The sequence below is a fragment of the Clostridium cuniculi genome (assembly GCF_004353185.1).
In the GTDB taxonomy this organism is placed as follows: Bacteria; Bacillota; Clostridia; order Clostridiales; family Clostridiaceae; genus Clostridium; species Clostridium cuniculi.
On record NZ_SMUS01000018.1, the window covers coordinates 48,358 to 71,903 of the forward strand.

Sequence of the window (23,546 nt, forward strand, 5' to 3'; positions counted from 1 at the left end):
CTATGTTAGTAACACTGCTCTTTAACTTTTATTCCATTGCTATAAATTCAACTTTATCAACAAATTCTAATTTTCTTAAATCTTCTAGCATTTTGCTTAATTCAATTTTCATAGTTGATATATCAATAGTTAAACTTAGGTTTGCTAAATTATTAATTGGAATACCTTGATCTATAGTTAAAATATTTCCACCTTGCTCAGAAATAAAATTTAGTATATTAGAAAGTACACCCTTTTGATGCCCAATTATCATATTAAAAGTTGCTTTTCTTCCATTAGACATTTGAGAAAATTCAAAAACATAATCTTTGTACTTATAATAAACACTTCTACTTATTCCTGCTAACTTAGTAGCTTCAGTAATCTCTTTTACCTTACCTTCTTGTAAGATTTTTTTTGTATTAATTACCTTTTCAAATACCTCTGGCAAAACCTTTTTATCAATAACTAAATAATCACCGTTCATATTATTCACCTTTCAAAATTTTTGCCCCATGTTTATCTATTTTTAACTCTTTAATATCCCAATTAATATTTTGTTCTTTCATAAAGTTTGTAAAATTACCTACAAAACTTATATCTTTATTATCCACTATTGCCATTAATGTTGGTCCTGCGCCACTTAAAAAACAACTAAGTGCTCCAAGCTCTAAGGATTTATTATAAACTTTATCAAAATTATCAATAAGTTTACTTCTAAATCTTTCATGTATTCTATCTTTAGTAGCTTCCTTTAACAAAGCATAATTTCCATTTGAGAAACATGATATTAGAAGGGCAGCCCTCCCTACATTATAAATACAATCTCCAAACAGAACTTCTTTAGGCAGTATTGATCTAGCCTTTTCAGTTGAAAGTTTAAATCTCGGAATTAATGCAATAAACTTAATTCCATCTTTAACTTCTACACAATTATACAATGGTTTTTTATTATCTACCATTATAGTAGAAACTAATCCTCCAAAAATAGCTGGACATACGTTATCAGGATGCCCTTCAATCTCAACAGCTAAACTTAATATCTCATCTCTGTTTATTCCCATATTCATTAATGCAAAAGCTCCTATAAGCCCTGCTACTATGCAACTTGAGCTTGAACCTAGGCCCCTTGATATTGGGATATCTTGCTTTATTATTTTAATCCTTATACCATTAAATTTAAAGTCATATTTATCAAAAACTTTCTTTATGGCCATAAAAATGATATTATCCTCATTTTGAAATTCTTCTTCAAACCCTTCAAAGAATAGCCCCTTACTCTCTTTAAGTTCAAATTCATATTCATTATATATATTTAAGGCAATTCCCAGCGAATCAAAGCCAGGCCCCAAATTGGCTGATGTCGCCGGTACTCTTACCTTAATCATTTTTAGTTCTCCTTAAAAAACTAAGTAAACTATCTGTCATTTTATCCTTATCACATACCTCATTATGAAGTACTTCCTTTTTATCTAAGTTCTTTAGATTATTAGGTATATTAGTGTTAGTATTATCCCTTAATATATTTAATATTTCAAAATCATTTTTCCCACTAATATCTATTCCTAAAGCATTGCAAATACTTCTTGGAAATTTATATGGACTCGCTGTTGATGCAATCAACGCCTGTCTATAATCTGAAGTTTCCTTTCTATACTTATCTAATACTACATAGCCCACTGCAGTATGTGTATCCATTAAATATCCTTCTTTATCATATGCATATTTAATAGCATCATAAACTTCATTAATATTTGCATAATCGCCATAAAAATCATTTAAAAATTCTTTAGCATTTGGTGAAATTGAATACACCCCTTTTGAATTCAACTCCTCCATAAGCTTCTTAGTTTCTAATGAATCCCTGTTATTAGCCTCAAATAACAATCTTTCTAAATTTGATGAAATTAAGATATCCATCGATGGTGATTCTGTTAGTATTAGTTCTCTTCTCTTATCATATACTCCTGTTTTTAAGAAGTCTGTTAATACATTATTTTCATTTGATGAACATATTAACTTTCCTATAGGTAGCCCCATTTTTTTCCCATAGTAAGCTGCTAATATATTCCCAAAGTTCCCTGTTGGAACCACTATATTTATCTTATCGCCCTCTTTTATTTTTTGCTTATTAACTAAATCAAAATATCCATAAAAATAATAAACAATTTGTGGTATTAACCTTCCAATATTAATTGAATTTGCAGAAGATAATAAAAAACCGTCTTCTTTTAATTTCTTCTTCAATTCATTATCCCCAAATATTGACTTAACCCCACTTTGTGCGTTATCGAAATTGCCCCTAATTCCGATTACTTTTACATTACTTCCTTCTTGTGTCACCATTTGCTTTTGCTGAATTGCACTTACCCCTTTTTCAGGATAGTAAACTACAACCTTAAATCCCTCTACATTGCTAAACCCCTGCAACGCAGCCTTACCTGTATCTCCAGATGTTGCTGTTAATATTACTATTTCTTCATTAATATTTTCTTTTCTCTTTGCAGCTTTCATTATTTGTGGTAAGAATAAAAGTGCTGCATCCTTAAAAGCTGATGTAGGTCCATGATATAATTCTAAAAAGTTTTTTTCTTCTCTTACAAAGAATTTATCTCTATAAGCTTGTCTTATTGCTTCTTTTAAATTTTCATCACCTATATCATCAAAAAATTCCCTAATTATTTCATATGCTAATTCTTCATAAGAAAGCCCCATTTTCTTTTTTAAATTATCATATAATCTTGGAAATTCTACTGGAACATATAATCCTCCATCATCAGCAATCCCCTTTATAATTGCTTCAGAAGATGAAATAATTTCCCCTTTTCCTCTAGTGCTTATAAACTTCATTTTACACCTCCAATAACTTTATTTATTTTTCATCCTTCTGTATTATATTTGTATTTTTAAGCAAGAATTACCATATGAAAATTTTACCATGTATCTCTATAAAATACAACTGTTTTTTTCTTGTAAACATTTTAATTTTATTTTTTTATTTTTATCCAAAAAAATAGACTATCTCTCTTCAAACTACTCTCATCAAATAGAGAAAGATTAGTTTATTCTAGAGATAATCTATTTAAAATTACTTTTTAGATTTTATAAGAAGATATACACTGTTTATTAAGAATATTATTCCTGAGAAGAATATTACTAATAACCATTGTCCTAAATTTAAGGCAACTGTATTAAATATTCCTCTTAAAAATGGAATATATAATATACCACATATCATTGTAATTGAAATTATTGCTGCCCCTAATAAATATATATTGGATAATACATTTATTTCAAATATAGAATGTCTTTCTGATCTACACTCAAAAACATGTAAAAGTTGAGACATAACCAATGTGCATAATGCAATTGTCCTACAAGTTGCTAAGTCCATTCCATAATATCTACCAACCATAAATGATAATAAAGTACAAATTCCAATTAGACATCCTCTAACAATAATTTTTTCCCAAAGTCCCCTTGCAAATATACCTTCATTCTTTTCCCTTGGTGATTGTCTCATTATATCTTTATCTGCAGGATCAATTCCTAATGCAATAGCTGGTAATCCATCTGTAGCTAAATTTACAAATAAAATTTGTATTGGTGTAAGTGGATTTGGTAAATAAAATAATGAGGCTAAGAACATTGTTAACACTTCACCTAAATTACAAGATAATAAGTATCTAATAAATTTTCTTATATTATCATATATAATTCTTCCTTCTTCAACTGCAGATACTATTGTTGCAAAATTATCATCCATTAAAACCATTGATGCAGCCTCTTTAGTAACATCTGTTCCTGATATTCCCATAGCAACTCCAATATCAGCTTCTTTTATGGCAGGAGCATCATTAACACCGTCACCAGTCATTGCAACTATATTATTATTCTTTTTAAATGCCTTTACTATTCTTAACTTATGATTTGGAGATACCCTTGCAAATACTCTTAACTTCTCCACTCTCTTTACTAATTCTTCATCAGACATCTTTTCCAATTCATCACCAGTAATAGCTTGATCATCTGTAGTACAAATATTAATACTCTTTGCAATTGCTAATGCAGTATTTTTATGGTCTCCAGTTATCATTACAGGCTTAATCCCTGCCATTTTACACTTTAATACAGCATCTTTAACTTCTATTCTAGGAGGGTCCATACTTCCTGCAACTCCTAAGAATATTAAATTATCTTCAACAGAGTCATTTTTAACTACATGCTCTTCTTTATAAGCTGCTGCTATACACCTTAAAGCTCTATTAGACATAGATTCAATATAACTATATATTTGCTTTTTCTTCTGAGCTGTAAGAGGCTTTATTTTACCATTTTCTAATACAGCATTACATCTCTCTAATACTCTTTCCGGTGCTCCCTTCATATAACAACTTTCCTTACCATTTGCATTCATTATTACAGTCATCATTTTTCTAGTAGAATCAAATGGTATTTCAAATACTCTGTTAGCTCTTGAAATAAAGCTTTCTGCTTCATTTGTATCATTAAAAAACACTTTAACTAAAGCTGTTTCTGTAGGATCTCCCATAACAGCTTTATCAATATCCTTAATATCATAGTTATAATTTGTATCATTACAATATACAAAAGCTTCCTTTAGCTTTTCACAATTATTTAACTTCTCTTTATCCAATTCATAAATTTTCCCATTTGTTAAAATTTCTTTTACAGTCATTTTATTTTGAGTTAAAGTTCCAGTTTTATCCGAACAAATTACAGAAGTACATCCTAAAGTTTCAACTGCTGGCAATTTTCTAATTAATGCATTTCTCTTAAGCATCCTACTTACACCTAATGCTAATGCAACAGTAACTATAGCAGCCAAACCTTCTGGTATTGCAGCAACAGCCAATGACACACCTAAAAGGAACATTTCAGTAATATCATTTCCTCTTAATATTCCAAGAACAGTTACAATTACGCACACTATAACACAAACTATTACTAATATTTTACCTAAAGAATCTAGTCTTTCTCTTAAAGGTGACTTTTCTTCTTCTATGTTATCTAAAAGATTTGCTATTTTACCCATTTCGGTTTGCATACCTATAGAATCAATTAATAACAATCCTCTACCTTTTAAAACTATTGTACCCATGTATCCTTCATTTTTTCCTTTGCTTGTATCTTTAGATATACCTACTGATTCTCCTGTTAATAATGATTCATCTACTACCATATTAGCAGCATCAATAAATGTTCCATCCGCGGGAATTCTATCTCCTGCTTCTAATACTACAACATCTCCAATTGTTAACTCTCTAGAATTTATAACCTTAATATTTCCATCTCTTATAGCTTTACAAGTTGGCGCTGCCATCTCCTGCAATGCCTCTAATGACTTTTCAGTTCTAAATTCTTGTACAAAACCTAATATTGCATTTACAATTACTATAATAAGTATCGTTATTGCATCTGCCTTGTCTCCAATAAATCCTGATATAATAGTGGCACCCATTAATACCCATACTAAGAAATCATTAAATTGAGATAAGAAAATTAAAACTGGTGACTTTTTCTTTTTATGTTTAAGTTCATTTAAACCATAGGTTTTAATTCTTTTTTCTGCTTCTCTAGTACTTAATCCTCTAGTAAATTCTTTTTCCTGTATCACTCTTTCTCCTCCTCATCAAGAACTCTTGTATATATATATTAATGTTTATGTAATACTATGAATAATTAAGTTAAATTTCTATTTAATATACTTTACATTTTTATTTACAAATCACATTTACAAATATAGAATAGTATTATGTGAAAATATGTATAAAGCTATTAATAAGATAGTCTTTTTTTAATAGCAGTTTGCTAGTTTAAAATTATTAAAAGTTGCCTTTTGCAACCTAACAAATTAATTGCTTTATTTATCTAAATATACTAAGGAGGGCATATTACATGAAAGATATAATTTATGTAACTGGTCATAAAAATCCAGACTCAGATTCAATATGTGCAGCTTATGCATATTCTGAATTTAAAAATAAAATTGGTGAAACTGAAACTGTGGCTTGCAGACTTGGTAATGTAAACCAAGAAACTCAATTCATATTAGATTATTTTGGTGCAGAAGCCCCAAAGTTCTTAAACACAGTTAAACTTAAAGTAGAAGACTTACAATTTGATAATATAAGTCCTATTTCTCCTGATATCTCATTAAAAACTGCTTGGACAATCATGAGAGATAAAAATATAAAGACTTTACCTGTTGCAGATGAAAATGACCATTTATTAGGAGTATTATCTGTTGCTAACCTTACTTCTTGCTACATGGATATATGGGATAACAGAATATTAGCAAAAAGTAATACAACTTTAGATAACATAATTGATACTTTATCTGCTAAAGTTTGTTATGCAAATGAAGATACAAAACAATTCCCTGGTAAGATAGCTGTTACAGCTATGCAACCTGATACTATGTCTGAGCATATAGAAGCAGGTGATATTGCTATTGTTGGTGATAGAGAAGAAGCACAAGCTGAATTAATTAACCTTAATGTTTCATTAATGATAGTTACTGGTGGATATGCTCCATCTGAAAAAATAATAAGCTTAGCTAAAGAACATGGTGTTACTGTAATAGTTACTCAACATGATTCATTTACAGCTTCAAGACTTATTGTTCAAAGTATCCCTGTTGGATATGTAATGGTTAAAGAAAATATAGTTTCTTTCACAACTGATGATTTAGTTGATGACATAAAAGGAATTATGAGTGAAACTAGATTTAGAAGCTATCCTGTTTTAGATCAAAACGGAAGAGTTGTTGGTACTGTTTCTAGATACCACTTAATTTCTAACCATAAGAAAAAAGTTATTCAAGTTGACCACAATGAAAGAGGTCAATCTGTTGATGGATTAGAAGATGCTGAAGTAGTAGAAATCATCGACCACCACAGAGTTGCTGATATTCAAACTAATAATCCAATTTACTTCAGAAATGAACCAGTTGGAAGTACTTCAACAATAGTTGCTAAATGCTTCTTTGAAAATGGTATTAGACCATCAAGAAAAGCTGCAGGACTTCTTTGTGGAGCAATAATCTCTGATACATTATTATTCAGAAGCCCAACTTGCACTCCACAAGATAAGTATATCTGCAAAAAGCTTGCTGAAATTGCTGGTATAAATATAGAAGAATTTGCAAAAGAAATGTTTAAAGCAGGTACTTCATTAAAAGGTAAGACTGTTGAACAAATCTTCAACACAGACTTCAAACCATTTACTATTGAAGGTACTAAAGTAGGTATCTCTCAAGTTAATACAATGGATATTGAAGGATTTATGCCTTTAAAAGAAGAAATGTTAAATTACATGGATCAAAAGGCTAAAGAAGCTGGATTAGAAATGGTTATGCTATTATTAACTGATATTTTAAACGAAGGTTCTGAAATATTAGTTACAGGTGCTAAACCTGAAATAGTTGAAAAAGCATTTAAGGTTACTTTAAAAGATAAAGGTGCATTCCTTCCTGGAGTTCTTTCTAGAAAGAAACAAGTTGTACCTCCAATAACTAATGCTATAACATCTTAATAAAAAAATGAGTGTATCCCTATGATACACTCATTTTTTGCTATTCATTATCAATTACAATACCAAGTTTAGTCGAAATTATGGTATTCAGCTTATTTATTGAAAATGTTAATGTCATTATTTGCTTTTCTAGTCGTATTAATAAATATGCACTAATAGCTACTGGAAAACCAACATTAGCAATTAAATTTACAAGTTCACTTATCTCCATAAAATTCCCTCCAAAAATAATCATTACACTTAATATATATCCAGTAACTATCATTTTTTAAATTTTATTTCTAAATATTAATATAATTTTCCTTCTAAAAGATCATTATATTTCTTCATAATATCTCTTAAAATCTCATTATTAACATCAAACTTTATATCATCAACTTGAGATATTGGTAATATAGCAACAGAAGTTCCTGAAATAAATAATGAGTCTAAATCACTTATTTCTGAGGCTCTTATTTCCTTTTCCTCTACTTCTACACCTAATGATTCTGCTATTTTAAATATTTTATCTCTTGTAATTCCTCTAAGCACTGCTTCACCTTTAGCTGTTATAAGCTTTTTATCTTTTATTCCAAAAAAGTTTGATTTACTGCCTTCCGTAATAAAACCATTTCTATCTACTAAAAGAGCTTCATGAGCCTTAGATTCCTTCATCTTCTCTGCAATTTTTGCCCTAAACTCTGTACTAACTATCTTTAAATTAGGATTTTCTCTTTCACCGTAATAAAGAATAACTTTTACTCCTTTTTCATAGTATTCTTCATCAGGATAAGAATGCATTATATAATATATTTTTAAATTACCATTACTTATGTTATATGTAATTTTTATATTACCAATAGCATTATCATTCTTTTCAATAACTTTAACTATTAAACTTTCTATGGTTTCTTCACTATATGGAAATTCTTTATTTATAAGTTTAAATGATTTTTTCATTCTAGCTAAGTGTTCCTTTAAAAACACTGGTTTCCCATTAACAACTCTTAAAACCTCATATATTATCTTTTCTTTATAATCTTCATCAGTAAAATCATTAATAGGATATATTATTCCATTATTTAAATAAAATTTATTTATCGCTTCCATTACTATTATACCTCCTTTGAAGATTATTTATTTCCATCTTAAAATTTCTATTTCATGTTTCTTTTTATAATTAATTAAATATGGATTTCCAACAAGATCTAATAATGGTTTATCTGATAATGAGTCTGAAAACATATATGAATTTTTAAAATCTACTTTTATATTTTTCTCTTCTAAAACCTTTTTTAGTCTTCTAACTTTTTCTTCACCTTTACAGTTGTTTCCGTCCATTTTTCTTATAAATTTTCCACCCTCAAATGTAAACTTAGTTCCAATTATTAAATCTACTTCTTTTATTGCATAAAATTCTTTAACATAAAACTCTGGTGATGCCGATATAAGTACTACCATATATCCTTCTTTTTTTAATTTTTTTATCATATCGACTGCATCTTTATAAAGTATTTTGCTTATTTTTTCATCATAAAATGATTTAGTAAGCTTAGCTAATTCTGCTTCGTCTATGTTTTCAATAAACTTTAAAAAACATTCTTTAACCCTTTTTTCATCATAAACTTTTACTCCATACATTAACCCTGAATATAATGCTCTTGGCAGAAATTTTATATTTTTTATATCTTTAGATACAAGATATTTAAAAAACTCCATTAATGTTTCTTTTCTTGTTATTGTATAATCTATATCAAATATCGCTAATTTTTCCACTTATTTTCCTCCAGCTTAACTATATAAAGGCTGAGCATTTTATATGCCTCAGCCCCTTTTGCTTATTTCAACTTATTAACAAATTTATTTATTCTCTCTAAACCTTTTTCAATTGACTCCATTGAAGTTGCATAAGATACTCTAACATAGTTATCTAATCCAAAAGCTTTTCCTGGAATAACTGCTACTTTTTCATGTTCTAATAACTTAGCAGAGAAATCCATTGAATCATTAATTCTTTCTCCATTAATTTCTTTTCCTAAGCATTTATCAATATTTATCATAATATAAAATGCACCTTGTGGCTTAATTATGCTTAAGTTATTCATTTCTTCTAAAGTCTTAGCCATATAGTTTCTTCTTCTTTCAAACTCAACAATCATTTCTTTAACTTTATCTTGAGGTCCATTTAAGGCTTCAACTGCTGCATATTGAGTTATAGAACAAACATTAGAAGTCATATGACTTTGAATATTAGTCATAAGCTTTGCTATTTTTTCTGATGCTCCACAATATCCTAATCTCCATCCAGTCATAGCATAAGACTTAGATAAACCATTTATAACAATAGTTCTTTCATATGCGTCATCAGAAACACTAGCAATACTTACATGCTTTTCTCCATCATATATTAATTTCTCATACATTTCATCAGAAACTATTATAAGATCATGTTTTTTAGCAAACTCTGCTATTTCTATTAATTCTTCTTTATTATAAATAGTTCCTGTTGGATTATTAGGTGTATTTAATATAATAGCTTTAGTCTTTTCTGTAACTACTTTTTCTAAATTTTCTTTAGTAAACTTATAAGAAGATGTTTCATCACTTTCTACAAATACTGCTTTTCCATCTGCTAACCCTATAAGCTCAGGATAACTAACCCAATAAGGATTTGGTACAATTACCTCATCACCTGGGTTTAATATTGCTAAAAATACATTTGCAAGTGATTGTTTAGCCCCTGTAGATACTACTATTTGTGATGGTTTATATATTAATCCATTGTCTTCCTTAAACTTCCTACATATAGCTTCTCTTAATGGAAGTATTCCATTTACATTGGTATACTTTGTATTACCTTCTTCCATTGCTTTTATAGCCGCATTAATTATATTTGCTGGAGTATTAAAATCTGGTTCACCTGCTCCAAAACTAATTACATCAATTCCATTTTCTTTCATCTCTTTAGCTTTTGCTGTTATTGCTAAAGTTACTGACGCTTCTATTCTTTGTGCTTTTCTTGATAATTCCATTGATTTGCCCCCATTATCTCTTATTAAATTTAATAAACTTTTCTAAATACTCTTCATTTAATCCACAACTACCTATAGTTAAATTATCATAACCTAAAGCTCTACCGTGATAATCACTTCCTCCACTTATACATAACTTATACTTTTTAGCTAAATTAAAAAATTTATTTATATCTCCTTGCGAATGGCTTGGATGATATACTTCTATTCCTTTAAGTCCAAAACACCTTAATTCCTTTAAAATATTCTCAACTTCTATTTTTCTATATATTTGACCTGGATGAGCTAAAATAGCTACTCCATCAGACTTATTAATTACATCTATGCAATCTCTATAATTTAACCTAAACCCTTTAACATATGCTGGTTTTCCTTGAACTAAGAAACTTCTAAATGCACTTTTGTAGTTATCAAAATACCCTTTTCTAACCATTGCGTTTGCCACATGACTTCTTCCTACAGTTGAATCTATATCTATAGCCAAATCTTCCAAATCTAATTTTATATCATATTTTTTTAAATTAAATAGTATTTCTTCAACTCTTTTCATTCTTTGAGTATTTAATTCATTTACAACTTCTTGTAATTCTTTATTATCAATATCCATAAAGTATCCAAGTATATGCAATTCCATTTCTCTAAATTCAGTACTAAGTTCTATTCCTGGAATTATATTTACCTCTTTATAATTATTCTTAGTAACATACTGTGATGCTATAGAATCATGATCTGTTATAGAGATGTATTTAATGTTATCTTTTATTGCTGAATCAATTATTTCCTCTGGACTTTTTATTCCATCAGAATAATTTGAATGAATATGTAAATCTGCATACTTCATCTTATTCACCTTTTCTTTTTAAGTGAAATTTTCATTTATAACTTTTACTTAGTTTAAGTTACTTCTCAATTTGTTATTCTAACTTATGATATAATATTAAAATTTAAGATGAATTTTAATATTATATTTAAAAAACTAAGTAATATTTCCCATAATAAAAATATATCACCTTAGTTATGAAATGTAAATTGAAAACACTGAATTAAATTCTCAATAACACTAAGTAAATTAAAAAAAAAGAGATTATACAAATTACTCTGTATAATCTCATTAAATATTACTCGTTAGCTAAAACGTTAGTGTAATATTCTGTTACTTTGTCAAATTCAGCTTCTTCTGGAACTATAAGTTCTCCTTCTTCAGTTGATCTGAATAAGTAAACTGATTCATCTTCTGGATTTTGAGCTAATACATATTCATTTTCTTCAAATTCAAATGCATCAACTATTGGACAAGATATAACATTTCCGTTATCATCTTCTAAGTCAACAACAAAGTGTTCATGTTCGTGTTCTCCACACCCACAGTTATCTCCACATCCGTGGCTATCATGATCGTGTCCGCATCCGCAGCCTTCGCCGCATTTATTTAATTCATTTTCCATTTTACATTCCTCCTTAAATAATAAGCTAAACAATTTATTTTATTAATATTGTTTAAACTTAACTAGTCTTTATAATTGTACCCTTATTCTTAGGAAAATAAAAGAAAAATATATTTTTTTTATAAATTTTTAAAAGCTTTTTATAAATTATAAATAAAAAAAGAGGCTTTCACCTCTTTTTTTATTAATTTATTACTATTCTTGATTAGCAAGTTTTCTATAGTTTTCTAATCTTTCCATTGCATCTGCTTGAGTCTTTTCAAATAAAGCATCTGCAGCTTCTGGGAACGCCTTAGCTAATGAAGCATATCTAACTTCTCCCATTAAGAATTCTCTAAAGTCTCCCTTAGGTTCTTTTGAATCTAAGCTAAATGGATTCTTAGTTCCCTTTAATGTTGGATTGTATCTATATAATGCCCAGTATCCGCAATCTACAGCTTTCTTAGCTTCTGATTGTGAATTAGTCATTCCTGCTTTGATACCATGGTTAATACATGGAGCATAAGCAATTATTAATGATGGTCCATCATAAGCTTCTGCTTCAGCTATAGCTTTAAGAGTTTGATTTTTGTCTGCTCCCATAGAGATTTGAGCAACATATACATAACCATAGCTCATAGCCATCATTCCTAAATCTTTCTTCTTAGTTCTCTTACCAGAAGCAGCAAATTTAGCTATTGCAGCTGTTGGTGTAGATTTAGAAGATTGTCCACCAGTATTTGAGTAAACTTCTGTATCAAATACTAATACATTTACGTTTTCTCCTGATGCAAGTACATGGTCAAGTCCACCGTATCCGATGTCATATGCCCAACCGTCTCCACCAAAGATCCATTGAGATCTCTTAACGAAGAATTCTTTATCATTTAAAATAGTCTTAGCTATTTCAGCATCACAATTTTCAAGTGCAGTAACTAAAGCATTTGCTCTTTCTCTAGTTCCATCGCTTTCTTCTCTATTTTCTAACCAATCTTTTAATACAGCCTTAGTTTCATCAGCTATATCGCTTTCTAATGCAACTTGTACATTATCAGCAATTCTATCTCTTATAGCTTTAACCCCTAAGAACATACCTAAACCATATTCAGCATTATCTTCAAATAATGAGTTTGCCCAAGCTGGACCATGTCCATTATGGTTAACTGTATATGGAGTTGCTGGAGCTGATCCTCCCCAAATTGAAGAACATCCTGTAGCATTAGCTACCATCATTCTATCACCAAATAATTGAGTTACAAGCTTAGCATATGGAGTTTCTCCACAACCTGCACAAGCACCTGAGAACTCAAGAAGTGGTTGTTCAAATTGGCTACCTTTTAATGTATTCTTATTCATTGGGTTTTTCTTAGCAGATACTTCTGTTGTTGCATAATCCCATGCATCTATTTGATCATGTTGACTATCTTGTGGTTTCATAACTAAAGCTTTGTTCTTAGCTGGGCATACTTCAGCACAGTTTCCACATCCAGTACAATCAAGTGGAGTAACTCCAATTGAGAACTTATATGGAGCTTCTGTCTTTAATGCCTTAGCATCAGTAGTCTTCATTGAAGCAGGAGCTTTTTCAGCTTCTTCACTAGTTAATAAGAATGGTCTTATTGCAGCATGAGGACATACTACTGAACATTGATTACATTGAATACAATTTTCTGGTATCCATTCAGGAACATTAATTGCAATTCCTCTCTTTTCATATGCAGCTGTACCAGCCATGAAAGTACCATCTTCCATACCATGTTTAACAAATGTTGAAACAGGTAGTCCAAAACCTTCTTGTCTATTCATAGGTTCAACTATTTCTTTAATAAATGCTGGAGCTTCCTTAGTAGTTGCTACTTCTGCATCTACTGCATTTGCCCATGCTGCTGGAACTTCTATTTTTACTACAGCTTCAACACCAGCATCAATAGCAGCATTATTCATATTAACAACTTTTTCACCTTTTTTACCATATGATGTAACAACAGCTTGCTTTAAGTATGTTACTGCTTCATCAACAGGAATTATATTAGCAAGTTTAAAGAATGCAGCTTGCATTATCATGTTAATTCTTCCACCAAGACCAATTTCTTGAGCTATCTTAACAGCATTTAATGTGTAGAATTCTATATTCTTTTCAGCTATAGTTCTCTTCATTTCTGCTGGTAATTTTTCATCTAATTCTTCTGGTGTCCAAATTGTATTTAATAAGAACTTACCATTATTCTTTATTCCATCTAATACATTATATTTATAAACATATGATTGATTATGACATGCTACAAAATCAGCTTTATCTATTAAATATGGTGATTTAATTGGTTTCTTACCAAATCTTAAGTGAGAAACTGTTATACCACCTGATTTTTTAGAGTCATATGAGAAATATCCTTGAGCATACATATCAGTATGGTCACCGATAATCTTAATAGCACTCTTATTAGCACCAACAGTACCATCTGAACCTAATCCCCAGAACTTACAAGCCTTAGTTCCTTCTGGTGTAGCATCTATATCTTCTACTGTTTCAAGTGAAGTAAATGTTACGTCATCAACTATACCAATTGTGAATCCATTCTTAGGCTCGTCCTTAGATAAGTTAGCATAAACTGCAGCTATATCTGAAGGGTTTGGATCTTTTGAACCTAATCCATATCTACCACCAACTATAACTGGAGCATTTTCTTTACCAGCAAATGCACTTACTACATCTAAGTATAATGGTTCACCGATTGATCCTGGTTCCTTAGTTCTATCTAAAACTGCAATTTTCTTAACTGTATCTGGAATTGCAGCTAATAATTTCTCTATTGAGAATGGTCTATAAAGTCTAACCTTTACAACACCAACTTTTTCTCCTCTAGCATTTAAGTAATCTACAGTTTCTTCAGCAACGTCTGTTCCTGAACCCATTGCAATAATTACTCTATCAGCATCTGGAGCTCCATAATAATCAAAACAATGATATTCTCTTCCTGTTAATTTAGTTATTTCAGCCATATATCCTTCTACTATTTCTGGAATATCATCATAGAATCTGTTTACAGCTTCTCTTGTTTGGAAGTATATATCTGGATTTTGAGCTGTACCTCTAGTTACTGGGTGGTCTGGATTTAATGCATTCTTTCTGAACTCACTAACAGCTTCCCAATCAACTAACTTAGCTAATTCATCATATTCTAATACTTCAATCTTTTGTATTTCATGAGATGTTCTAAATCCATCAAAGAAGTTCATAAATGGAATTCTAGTTTTAATTGCAGTTAAATGTGCAACTGCAGATAAATCCATAACTTCTTGAACTGAACCTTCAGCAAGCATAGCAAAACCAGTTTGTCTAGCTGCCATAACGTCTTGATGATCTCCAAATATATTTAATGAAGATGTTGCTAATGCTCTAGCAGATACATGTATAACTCCTGGAAGTCTTTCTCCAGATATCTTGTACATATTAGGAATCATTAATAATAAACCTTGTGAAGCTGTATATGTAGTAGTATAAGCTCCAGCCTGTAATGATCCATGAACAGCTCCTGCTGCTCCTCCTTCTGATTGCATTTCCATAACCTTTACTGGTTGTCCAAAAATATTTTTTCTACCTTGTGCAACCCATTCATCAACATGTTCTGCCATTGGTGATGATGGAGTTATTGGATAAATAGCAGTTACTTCTGTAAACGCGTATGAAACGTGTGCAGCAGCAGTGTTACCATCCATAGTCTTCATTTTTCTCATCTTGTCTACCTCCGCTTCCATTCTTTTAAAATTAAGCATATAAATAATATGGTATATATCAAATTAAACTATATTTAATTTCAAATATACCATTTTTGCTTACATAAACTGTATAACTTATTCACTTATTAGATATGAAATAAAACAAATTAAAATTAATTGTCTAAACTTAATAATTTTCCTAGCTCTTTAGCTTTTCGTAAATCATCCTGTTCTACAGAATCTTTAACTGCTAATTTCCCCAAAACTTTAAATCCGTAATCTTCCATATTCTTTTCCCATTTATCAATAAATTTCGTATCACGCCATCCACATGATCCAAATAACACTAAAGGTTTATTTCTAATTTCTAACTCCTTTAATTTATTAATAAATGGCTTCATATCTATTTCTTCTATATCATCGTTTATCATTGCAGGGCTTCCAAATGCTATTGCATCTGCTTCTAAAACATCTTGAATAGACGCATCTGCCACATGCTTTGTTTCAATTTCTACATCTCCTATACTAGCTCCTTCGCATATAGCATTGGCTATAATTTCAACATTTCCACCATTACTCCAATATATTATTGAAACTTTTTTCATTTTTGCACCTCTTTTACTTTTGTTTGGTTCAATATGCTAGTTTTTCCATCAATTTCATTATATACCACTAAATTTTTTTTTCAAGTTCTTTGCATCTATATTTTAAAATTTATTCTTTTGAAAACGGTTATATGGTAAATTATTTTTTCTTTATACTATTCATTATTACATTTATAATTGCATCAACACCATTTTTCATTTCACTATTACTCATATTTTTTACCAAATCATTTTTTCTTAATTGTAATTCTGAAAGTTTTTCCATCAAATTATGTTTTTCTATCATTTCATCTTCATCTAAAACTAATGAATACCCTTCTTTTGCAAAAGAATTAGCATTTAATATTTGATCTCCTCTACTACTTTTTTTAGATAAAGGTATTAATAGTGTTGGCTTTTTTAATGCTAATAATTCAAATATCACATTTGCTCCAGCTCTAGAAATTATAAAGTCTGCATATTTAAGTAAATGTGGTAAATCCTCTTTAACATATTCAAACTGCTTATATCCATCTAGTCCATCTAATGATTTATCTAAATTTCCTTTTCCACATATATGAATTACATTAAAACTCTTTAATATTTCATTAATATGATATCTAACTTCATCATTTATATTCTTTGCACCTAAACTACCACCTATAACTAAAATTACTTCTTTATCTTGCTTAAAGTTGCAAATTTCTTTTCCTCTTATTCTACTTCCCTTTAATATTTCTTCTCTTATTGGAGTACCTGTTAATTCACCTTTACCGTCTTTTATATAATTTAAACTTTCTCTAAAAGTTACACATAATTTATCACAAAATGGAGCAGATAATTTATTTGCAAGTCCTGGTGTTAAATCTGACTCATGAGATACTACTGGTATCTTTTTCATGGATGCAGCTATAACTACTGGTACCGCAACAAATCCACCCTTCGAGAAAATAACATCTGGCTTTTCTTTTGATAAAATTTTACTTGCTTGTAAAACTCCTTTCATAACCTTAAATGGATCAGAAAAATTCTTCATATCAAAATATCTTCTTAACTTTCCTGATGAAATTGAATAATAAGGTATACCTGCGTCACCTATAATCTCCTTTTCAATTCCTTCATAACTTCCTATATACTTTATTTCAAAATCCTTTTCCTTTAATTTTGGAACTAAAGCTAAGTTTGGAGTTACATGTCCTGCTGTTCCCCCACCAGTCATTATGATCTTATACTTACTCATTAAAACACCTCATTGATTATTAATGTATCTATACTATTAATTATATTTATTAAAATAATATAGCTTTACACAAATTTTAAATCTTTATCTTAAACACTTTTATTAAGATTTTAACCAAATTCCAACTCTTAATTCTAAAATTTATTTAATATTTACCAAATTCAAGTTGTAAATAGTTAATCATCCCTATATATTCTACCACTAACCCAGTATTTTTCCACCTTTTCCTCTAATTTAATATAATACAAACTGTTCAATTGGATAAGCTATTAACATAAAGATATAAGGAGGTGAATTTAAATGGCAAAAAACTTAGTACCAGAAGCTAAAGATAAATTAGCTAAATTCAAAAACCAAGTTTCTAGTGAAATGGGAGTTCCTTTCACAGATTATAACGGTAACCTAACTTCTAAACAATGCGGTAGTGTTGGTGGAGAAATGGTTAAACGTATGGTTGAACAATATGAAAACGGAATGAAATAAAAATTCCAAAATAAATAATAGGATGCTTTATAAAGCACCCTATTATTTATTTTAAAAATTTATTTTGAAATTCTATAATTACTTATAACTAACTGAACTTTTTTATTTCCATTAAATTCATTAATTTCAGGCATACAAATTATATCTAAATAAAGATTATTAGTTACACCATTAAATACTTTATTATACTCAATTTCACCTAGCTCATCTTTTATTAAATTTTCAAAACTATCTATATCACCAAAATATATTCCTTCTATATATAATCTTCCATCGCTTAACTTAAGCTTAAGGACATTTCTATTTTTCCCCAGTATTTTTGCCTCTATAACTTTTAACTTTTTCATCCCAAAAGTAGGCTTAGGATTTGCTTTTCCATAAGGCTCTAATAATGATATTTGATCTATTAACTCATAATTTATTTGACTTAATAATAAGCCCATATCAATTGAAACCTTAGGAATTATATCCTCATCAGTTAATGTTGTAACATTATTTAATCTTATTCTAAATTCATCTATATTCTCATTTGGTATAGACATTCCAGCTGCCATTGGATGTCCCCCAAACTTACCTAATAAATCTTTACACTTAAGTAATTCTTCAAACATATTATATTCTTCAATAGATCTTCCTGAACCCTTGGCTCCATCATGTGCCTTTGTCAAAATAATTGTAGGAAGATTATATTTTTCTCTTACTCTACCAGCAATTATTCCTGCAATACTCTCATGAACATCTTCTAAATATACAACTAATACTTTATCCTTAGTCATATTATTTTTTTCTATTATTTCAATAGCTTCTTCTAAGCCCTCTTTTGTTAGCTCTTGTCTTTCTTTATTTAAATCATTAAGCTTTTCTGCTAATTCTTTAGCTTCTATTTCATTATCACTTAAAAGCATTTTCAATGCCCACTCTGCTTGTTCAAGCCTACCTGAAGCATTAATACTTGGCCCTATAACAAATCCTAGTGTATAAACTGTTATGGTCTTTTCCTCTAATCCTGTTTCCTTAAATAAAGCCTTTAATCCAATATTATTAGTTGAATTTATTCTTTTTAGACCTTCTTTAACTATTATTCTATTTTCAGAAGTTAAATCAACAACATCACAAACAGTAGCTATTGCAACATATTGAAGCAAATCATAAAGTTCCTCTTTACTTATATTAAACTCTTCATAAAGACATTGAACAAATTTATAAGCTACAGTAGCCCCACAAATTTTATCAAACTTATATTCACACTTTTCTTGCTTAGGATTTAAAACAAAGTCAGCATTAGGAACAATATATTTTCTCTCACCATTTTCCTCAATAAAAGGAACATCATGATGATCTGTAATTATTACCTTTAATCCTAATTCCTTAGCAAGTTTAACTTGATCTATTGCAGCTATACCATTATCACAAGTAATTATAATATCAACATTATCTTCACTAGCTTTTCTAATTATACTTTCATTTATTCCATAACCTTCTTTGATTCTATCAGGTATATGGAAACTAACATTTCCACCACATTTTTTTATAGCAGTATACAGTACATATGTGCTAATAACACCATCCACATCGTAATCTCCTACTATAAGTATCTTTTCTCCAGTAATTATACTACTTTTCATTAATTCAACAGCACCGTTCAATCCTAACATTTCTTTAGGATTGTTAAAGTCACTTACATTACCACCTAGAAATTCTTTTGCCATATCTACATTATATATTCCTCTATTAACCAATAGCTTTGCTACCACTTCACTAACGCCTAAATCCTGTGCTAATTTTCCAGTATTAAACTTAACATTTCTAACCATCCACTTTTCCAAAAAATCACCCCGCTTGTTTAGTGATAAGTTTTAATTTAATGAATAAAGTCAGCTATCGCTGACTTTACTAAAAATTATATTAAAGAAACTCCCCAAGGAGTTTTCTCCTTAACTTATCACTTATCACTTGAAACTTGTCACTTAATACTCTTCTAACTATTAAAAAGCATTGCCTTTTTAATTTGCCCTACCTTATCAGGTGCTACATGTTTTAAAATTTCAAATGCAAATGGTATTGCTGCTGCTGGTCCTCTTCCTGTAATAATGTTTCCATCAACAACTACAAGCTCCTCTTTATAATTGCATCCTACTAATTGATCCTCAAATCCTGGATAACATGTTGCATTTTTACCATTAACTATTCCAATCTTACCAAAAGTTATTGGTCCTGCACATATAGCAGCTACAACCTTACCTTCATCATAAAATTTCTTTACAAGTTCATTAACTTTTTCATCATCTCTTAAGTTCACTGCCCCTGGCATTCCACCTGGTAATACAACAACATCATAATCATAAACTTCTTCATTTAAAACTTTATCTGCTTTTATTGTTATTGAATGAGATGTAGTTACTTCTAAACTCTTTGTTCCAATAGTATTACAAGTAACACCTGCTCTTCTTAAAATATCAACTGTTGTTAATGCTTCAATAGTTTCAAAACCTTCTGCTAATAAAACTGCAACCTTCACTTTTATACACCCCTTAAATTTAATTTATAATTAAGAGTTAGTAATTATAAGTTATAGTTAAATTCATTAATAAATTTATTTATTCATTCACTACTAATTACTAACTCAAAAATCTTAACTATATTGTGTTTCTATTATTTCATCATCTAAATTAATAACCATAATATTAGTTCCTCGTCCAGCCCTATTTTGAACTCTAATATTATTTACTTCTACTATTTTTTTCTCTTTATTCTTTGTTACTAATATAATTTCTTTATTTATGTTGTCATCTACAGCTATTTCATCTACACCATTATTTACTGTATAAATTATACTTCCTGAAATAGCTTCATCATCTTCCTTTAAACTTATTCCAGTAACTCCAGATGCAATTCTTCCCATAGTATTTACGCTTTCGCTCAGGAATCTAATTGCCATCCCCTTCTTACTTACAATAATTACTTCTCCACTATTTTCTTCTATACATACAGAAATTACTTCATCATTTTCATATTTAAATTTATATGCCTGACATACTGAGTAAGTTGTATCATACTCTTTAAGAGAAGTCTTCTTTATCATACCCTTTTTAGTAAAGAAGTAAACCATCTTCTTTTCATCAAAACTCTTAACTGAATATATATCTATTATCTTTTCTTTTTTAGAATATCCATCAACTATATTTTCTAATGCAATTTCTTCTTTTACAACGTTAGAAATTAAAAATGCTGGTACTTTATACATATTTCCTTTGTCTGTAAATAATAATAATGTGCTTAAAGAATCTGTATTAACTTTTAGTCTATCATTAGATTTAGCTCTTGCAAATCCCTTTAATTTACCTTTTGCTGTTACTCCAACACTAAATGTCATAAGTTCAAACTCATTTACATATTCTACACTTGTAATTTCATCACTTTCAATTAGATTGAATAGCTGAGTTCCTAAAATATTTCTCGGTGTATCTTCTATATTAGGTAACTCTAAACTAAATTTTAAGCCTAATTTAGTTTTTACCTCTAAGAATTGTTTTTCTTCTTCACTATCTATTAAAATTATGTTTAATACATATTCGTTTTCTTTTAATTTTAATGCTTGAATTTTACTATAACTAGTTTGGAATTTATCTAAAGTACTCTTCTTTATTATACCCCTATTAGTTATAAATTGAACACTCTTGCTTCCATCTAATACTCCCACTGAGAATGCTTCTACAATATTTTCATCATCTAGGTTTAAAGTCTTAATTATAGAATCTACTCTTTCTCCTTTTTCTTTCCATTTACCTTCTGGAATATTTATACCTTTAACTTGATACATGTTACCTTTATCAGTAAATAAAAGAATATTTTCTGTAGTATTAGATTTAAATAAGAATTTAAGTTCGTCACCTTCTCTATATTCTATATCTTCAGCTTTCGCATTTGATCTTTGATAAGTTTTTACCGGAATTCTCTTAATAAAACCATCTTTAGATAAAGTAACCATAACATCTTCAACTACTATAAGTTCCTCTAAGTCAATCTTAGCCTCACTATCATCCTCTACTATCATAGTTCTTCTTGGATTTCTAAATCTATCAGTTATTTCCTTTAATTCTACCTTTATAACTTTTAGAAGCTCTTTTTCATTTTCTAATATTTTTCTTAATCTCTTTATAGTTTTTTCAAGTTCTGCATACTCTTTTTGGAATACTTTTATTTCTAATCCTGTTAATCTATAAAGCATAAGTTCTAATATTGCTTCTGCCTGAATTTCTGTAAATCCAAACTTTTCAATTAAATTTATACCTGCATCTTTTTTAGATTTTGACTCTCTAATAGTTTTAATAATTTCATCTAAAACATCAATTGCTTTAATAAAACCTTCAACTATATGGAATCTTTTTTCTGCCATGGCAAGCTCTTTTATAGTTCTCTTTGTAACTATATCCTTTTGATGGTTAACATAATGCATTATTATAGTCTTTAATCCCATAGTTTGCGGTTTACCATTTGCAAGTGCTACCATATTAAAACTTATATTACATTGTAAATCCGTTTTCTTAAATAAGTACTTTAATATCTTATCTGCAGTATCATAATCTGCTGCCTTTTTAAGTTCAACAACAGCTCTAATACCACTTCTATCTGATTCATCTCTAATATCAGTAATTGCTTCTAAAGCTTTTTGATGTCTCTTATCACCAGTCATTTCTGATATTGTTTGAAGTATTTTCGATTTATTTCTTCTATAAGGGAATTCTGTAATTACTATTCCATATCTTCCGTTTTCAAGTTTTTCTATATTAGTTTTTGCTCTTAAAGTAACTTTTCCTTCCCCTGTTTCATAAGCAGACAATAAAGAATTTTTACCTATAAGAACACCACCTGTAGGTAAATCTGGTGCCTTAATATACTCCATAAGCTCTTTAGTTGTTATTTCTGGATTATCTATATAAGCAAGTACTCCATCTGTAACTTCCCCTAGATTATGAGGTGGTATATTAGTTGCAAGTCCAACGGCAATACCAAATGTTCCATTTACTAAAAGGTTTGGATATCTTGCTGGTAATACCTTAGGTTCCATCTCACTATCTGAATAGTTTGGAACCATATCAACAGTATCTTTATCTATATCTCTAAGCATTTCCATAGCTATTTTTGATAATCTAGCCTCAGTATAACGCATAGCAGCTGCTCCATCACCATCCATAGATCCAAAGTTACCATGCCCATCAAATAAAGGTTCCCTAGTTGAAAAATCTTGTGCCATAAGTACCATTGCATCATAAACTGATGAATCACCATGTGGATGGAATTTACCAAGTACATCCCCAACTATTCTTGCACTTTTATAATAAGGTCTATCTGGAAAAGCCTTTAAAAGATAAGCTCCATAAAGTATTCTCCTATGAACAGGTTTTAATCCATCTCTTACATCTGGAAGAGCTCTATCCTTTGCAACCTCAACTGCATATGGAAGGTAATTATCTGGCATAGCCTCTTCAAGAGGTATTCTTAATATATTGTTATCTCTCGGAATGTCGTGTCCCTTCTTAGCCATAATTTA

Annotated in this window: 18 protein-coding genes; 2 read left to right on the forward strand and 16 right to left on the reverse strand. The window is 29.5% G+C overall.

Annotation, left to right across the window (positions count from 1 at the left end):
* Positions 1–28 precede the first annotated feature (28 nt).
* From EJJ37_RS10670 to EJJ37_RS10685, 4 genes are all read right to left on the reverse strand, one after another.
* On the reverse strand, positions 29–466 hold the full coding sequence (locus EJJ37_RS10670) for an ACT domain-containing protein (RefSeq protein ID WP_133015562.1): 438 nt from the start codon (positions 464–466) through the stop codon (positions 29–31).
* 1 nt (position 467) lies between these two features.
* Positions 468–1,367 (reverse strand): homoserine kinase, encoded by a 900-nt coding sequence (thrB, locus tag EJJ37_RS10675; protein WP_133015563.1) that lies wholly within the window; start codon positions 1,365–1,367, stop codon positions 468–470.
* Positions 1,360–2,829: a threonine synthase gene (thrC, locus tag EJJ37_RS10680; RefSeq protein ID WP_133015564.1), complete on the reverse strand. Its 1,470-nt coding sequence runs from the start codon at positions 2,827–2,829 to the stop codon at positions 1,360–1,362. Before thrC ends, thrB begins: the two co-directional genes overlap by 8 nt.
* A 238-nt stretch (positions 2,830–3,067) precedes the next feature.
* Complete coding sequence (locus EJJ37_RS10685) at positions 3,068–5,617, reverse strand: calcium-translocating P-type ATPase, PMCA-type (protein WP_133015565.1); 2,550 nt, start codon at positions 5,615–5,617, stop codon at positions 3,068–3,070.
* Between the two features lie 281 nt (positions 5,618–5,898).
* Between EJJ37_RS10685 and EJJ37_RS10690 the strand changes: the two genes are divergently transcribed.
* Positions 5,899–7,536 (forward strand): putative manganese-dependent inorganic diphosphatase, encoded by a 1,638-nt coding sequence (locus tag EJJ37_RS10690; RefSeq protein ID WP_133015566.1) that lies wholly within the window; start codon positions 5,899–5,901, stop codon positions 7,534–7,536.
* A gap of 40 nt (positions 7,537–7,576) precedes the next feature.
* Here the strand turns inward: EJJ37_RS10690 and EJJ37_RS10695 are convergent, their stop codons facing one another.
* From EJJ37_RS10695 to EJJ37_RS10735, 9 genes are all read right to left on the reverse strand, one after another.
* Positions 7,577–7,747: a YvrJ family protein gene (locus tag EJJ37_RS10695; RefSeq protein WP_133015567.1), complete on the reverse strand. Its 171-nt coding sequence runs from the start codon at positions 7,745–7,747 to the stop codon at positions 7,577–7,579.
* A 77-nt stretch (positions 7,748–7,824) separates the two neighbouring features.
* Entirely contained in the window at positions 7,825–8,625 is an 801-nt protein-coding gene (locus EJJ37_RS10700; protein ID WP_133015568.1) for an aminotransferase class IV, read from the reverse strand.
* 27 nt (positions 8,626–8,652) lie between these two features.
* Positions 8,653–9,291, reverse strand: a complete 639-nt coding sequence (locus EJJ37_RS10705; protein ID WP_133015569.1) for an HAD-IB family hydrolase — start codon at positions 9,289–9,291, stop codon at positions 8,653–8,655.
* Between the two features lie 62 nt (positions 9,292–9,353).
* A complete protein-coding gene (locus EJJ37_RS10710) occupies positions 9,354–10,547 on the reverse strand; it encodes a pyridoxal phosphate-dependent aminotransferase (RefSeq protein ID WP_133015570.1) in 1,194 nt (397 codons plus the stop codon).
* A gap of 13 nt (positions 10,548–10,560) precedes the next feature.
* The gene (locus tag EJJ37_RS10715; protein ID WP_133015571.1) at positions 10,561–11,388 is read right to left on the reverse strand and encodes a PHP domain-containing protein; all 828 of its coding nucleotides are present in this window, start codon (positions 11,386–11,388) and stop codon (positions 10,561–10,563) included.
* 277 nt (positions 11,389–11,665) lie between these two features.
* Complete coding sequence (locus EJJ37_RS10720) at positions 11,666–11,992, reverse strand: DUF1292 domain-containing protein (protein ID WP_133015572.1); 327 nt, start codon at positions 11,990–11,992, stop codon at positions 11,666–11,668.
* Between the two features lie 195 nt (positions 11,993–12,187).
* Complete coding sequence (gene nifJ / locus EJJ37_RS10725) at positions 12,188–15,706, reverse strand: pyruvate:ferredoxin (flavodoxin) oxidoreductase (protein WP_133015573.1); 3,519 nt, start codon at positions 15,704–15,706, stop codon at positions 12,188–12,190.
* 155 nt (positions 15,707–15,861) lie between these two features.
* Positions 15,862–16,293, reverse strand: a complete 432-nt coding sequence (locus EJJ37_RS10730) for a flavodoxin domain-containing protein (RefSeq protein WP_133015574.1) — start codon at positions 16,291–16,293, stop codon at positions 15,862–15,864.
* 139 nt (positions 16,294–16,432) lie between these two features.
* The gene (locus EJJ37_RS10735; RefSeq protein ID WP_133015575.1) at positions 16,433–17,512 is read right to left on the reverse strand and encodes an undecaprenyldiphospho-muramoylpentapeptide beta-N-acetylglucosaminyltransferase; all 1,080 of its coding nucleotides are present in this window, start codon (positions 17,510–17,512) and stop codon (positions 16,433–16,435) included.
* Positions 17,513–17,812: 300 nt separating this feature from the next.
* On the opposite strand from EJJ37_RS10735, the gene EJJ37_RS10740 reads away from it, so the two are divergent.
* On the forward strand, positions 17,813–17,995 hold the full coding sequence (locus tag EJJ37_RS10740) for an alpha/beta-type small acid-soluble spore protein (RefSeq protein ID WP_133015576.1): 183 nt from the start codon (positions 17,813–17,815) through the stop codon (positions 17,993–17,995).
* A gap of 59 nt (positions 17,996–18,054) precedes the next feature.
* Here the strand turns inward: EJJ37_RS10740 and recJ are convergent, their stop codons facing one another.
* The 3 genes from recJ to EJJ37_RS10755 form a co-directional block, all read right to left on the reverse strand.
* On the reverse strand, positions 18,055–19,809 hold the full coding sequence (recJ, locus tag EJJ37_RS10745; protein WP_133015591.1) for a single-stranded-DNA-specific exonuclease RecJ: 1,755 nt from the start codon (positions 19,807–19,809) through the stop codon (positions 18,055–18,057).
* A gap of 164 nt (positions 19,810–19,973) precedes the next feature.
* Positions 19,974–20,513, reverse strand: coding sequence for a DJ-1 family glyoxalase III (locus tag EJJ37_RS10750; protein WP_133015577.1), 540 nt, complete (start codon positions 20,511–20,513; stop codon positions 19,974–19,976).
* Between the two features lie 114 nt (positions 20,514–20,627).
* Entirely contained in the window at positions 20,628–23,540 is a 2,913-nt protein-coding gene (locus tag EJJ37_RS10755) for a DNA topoisomerase IV subunit A (protein WP_133015578.1), read from the reverse strand.
* Positions 23,541–23,546 lie beyond the last annotated feature (6 nt).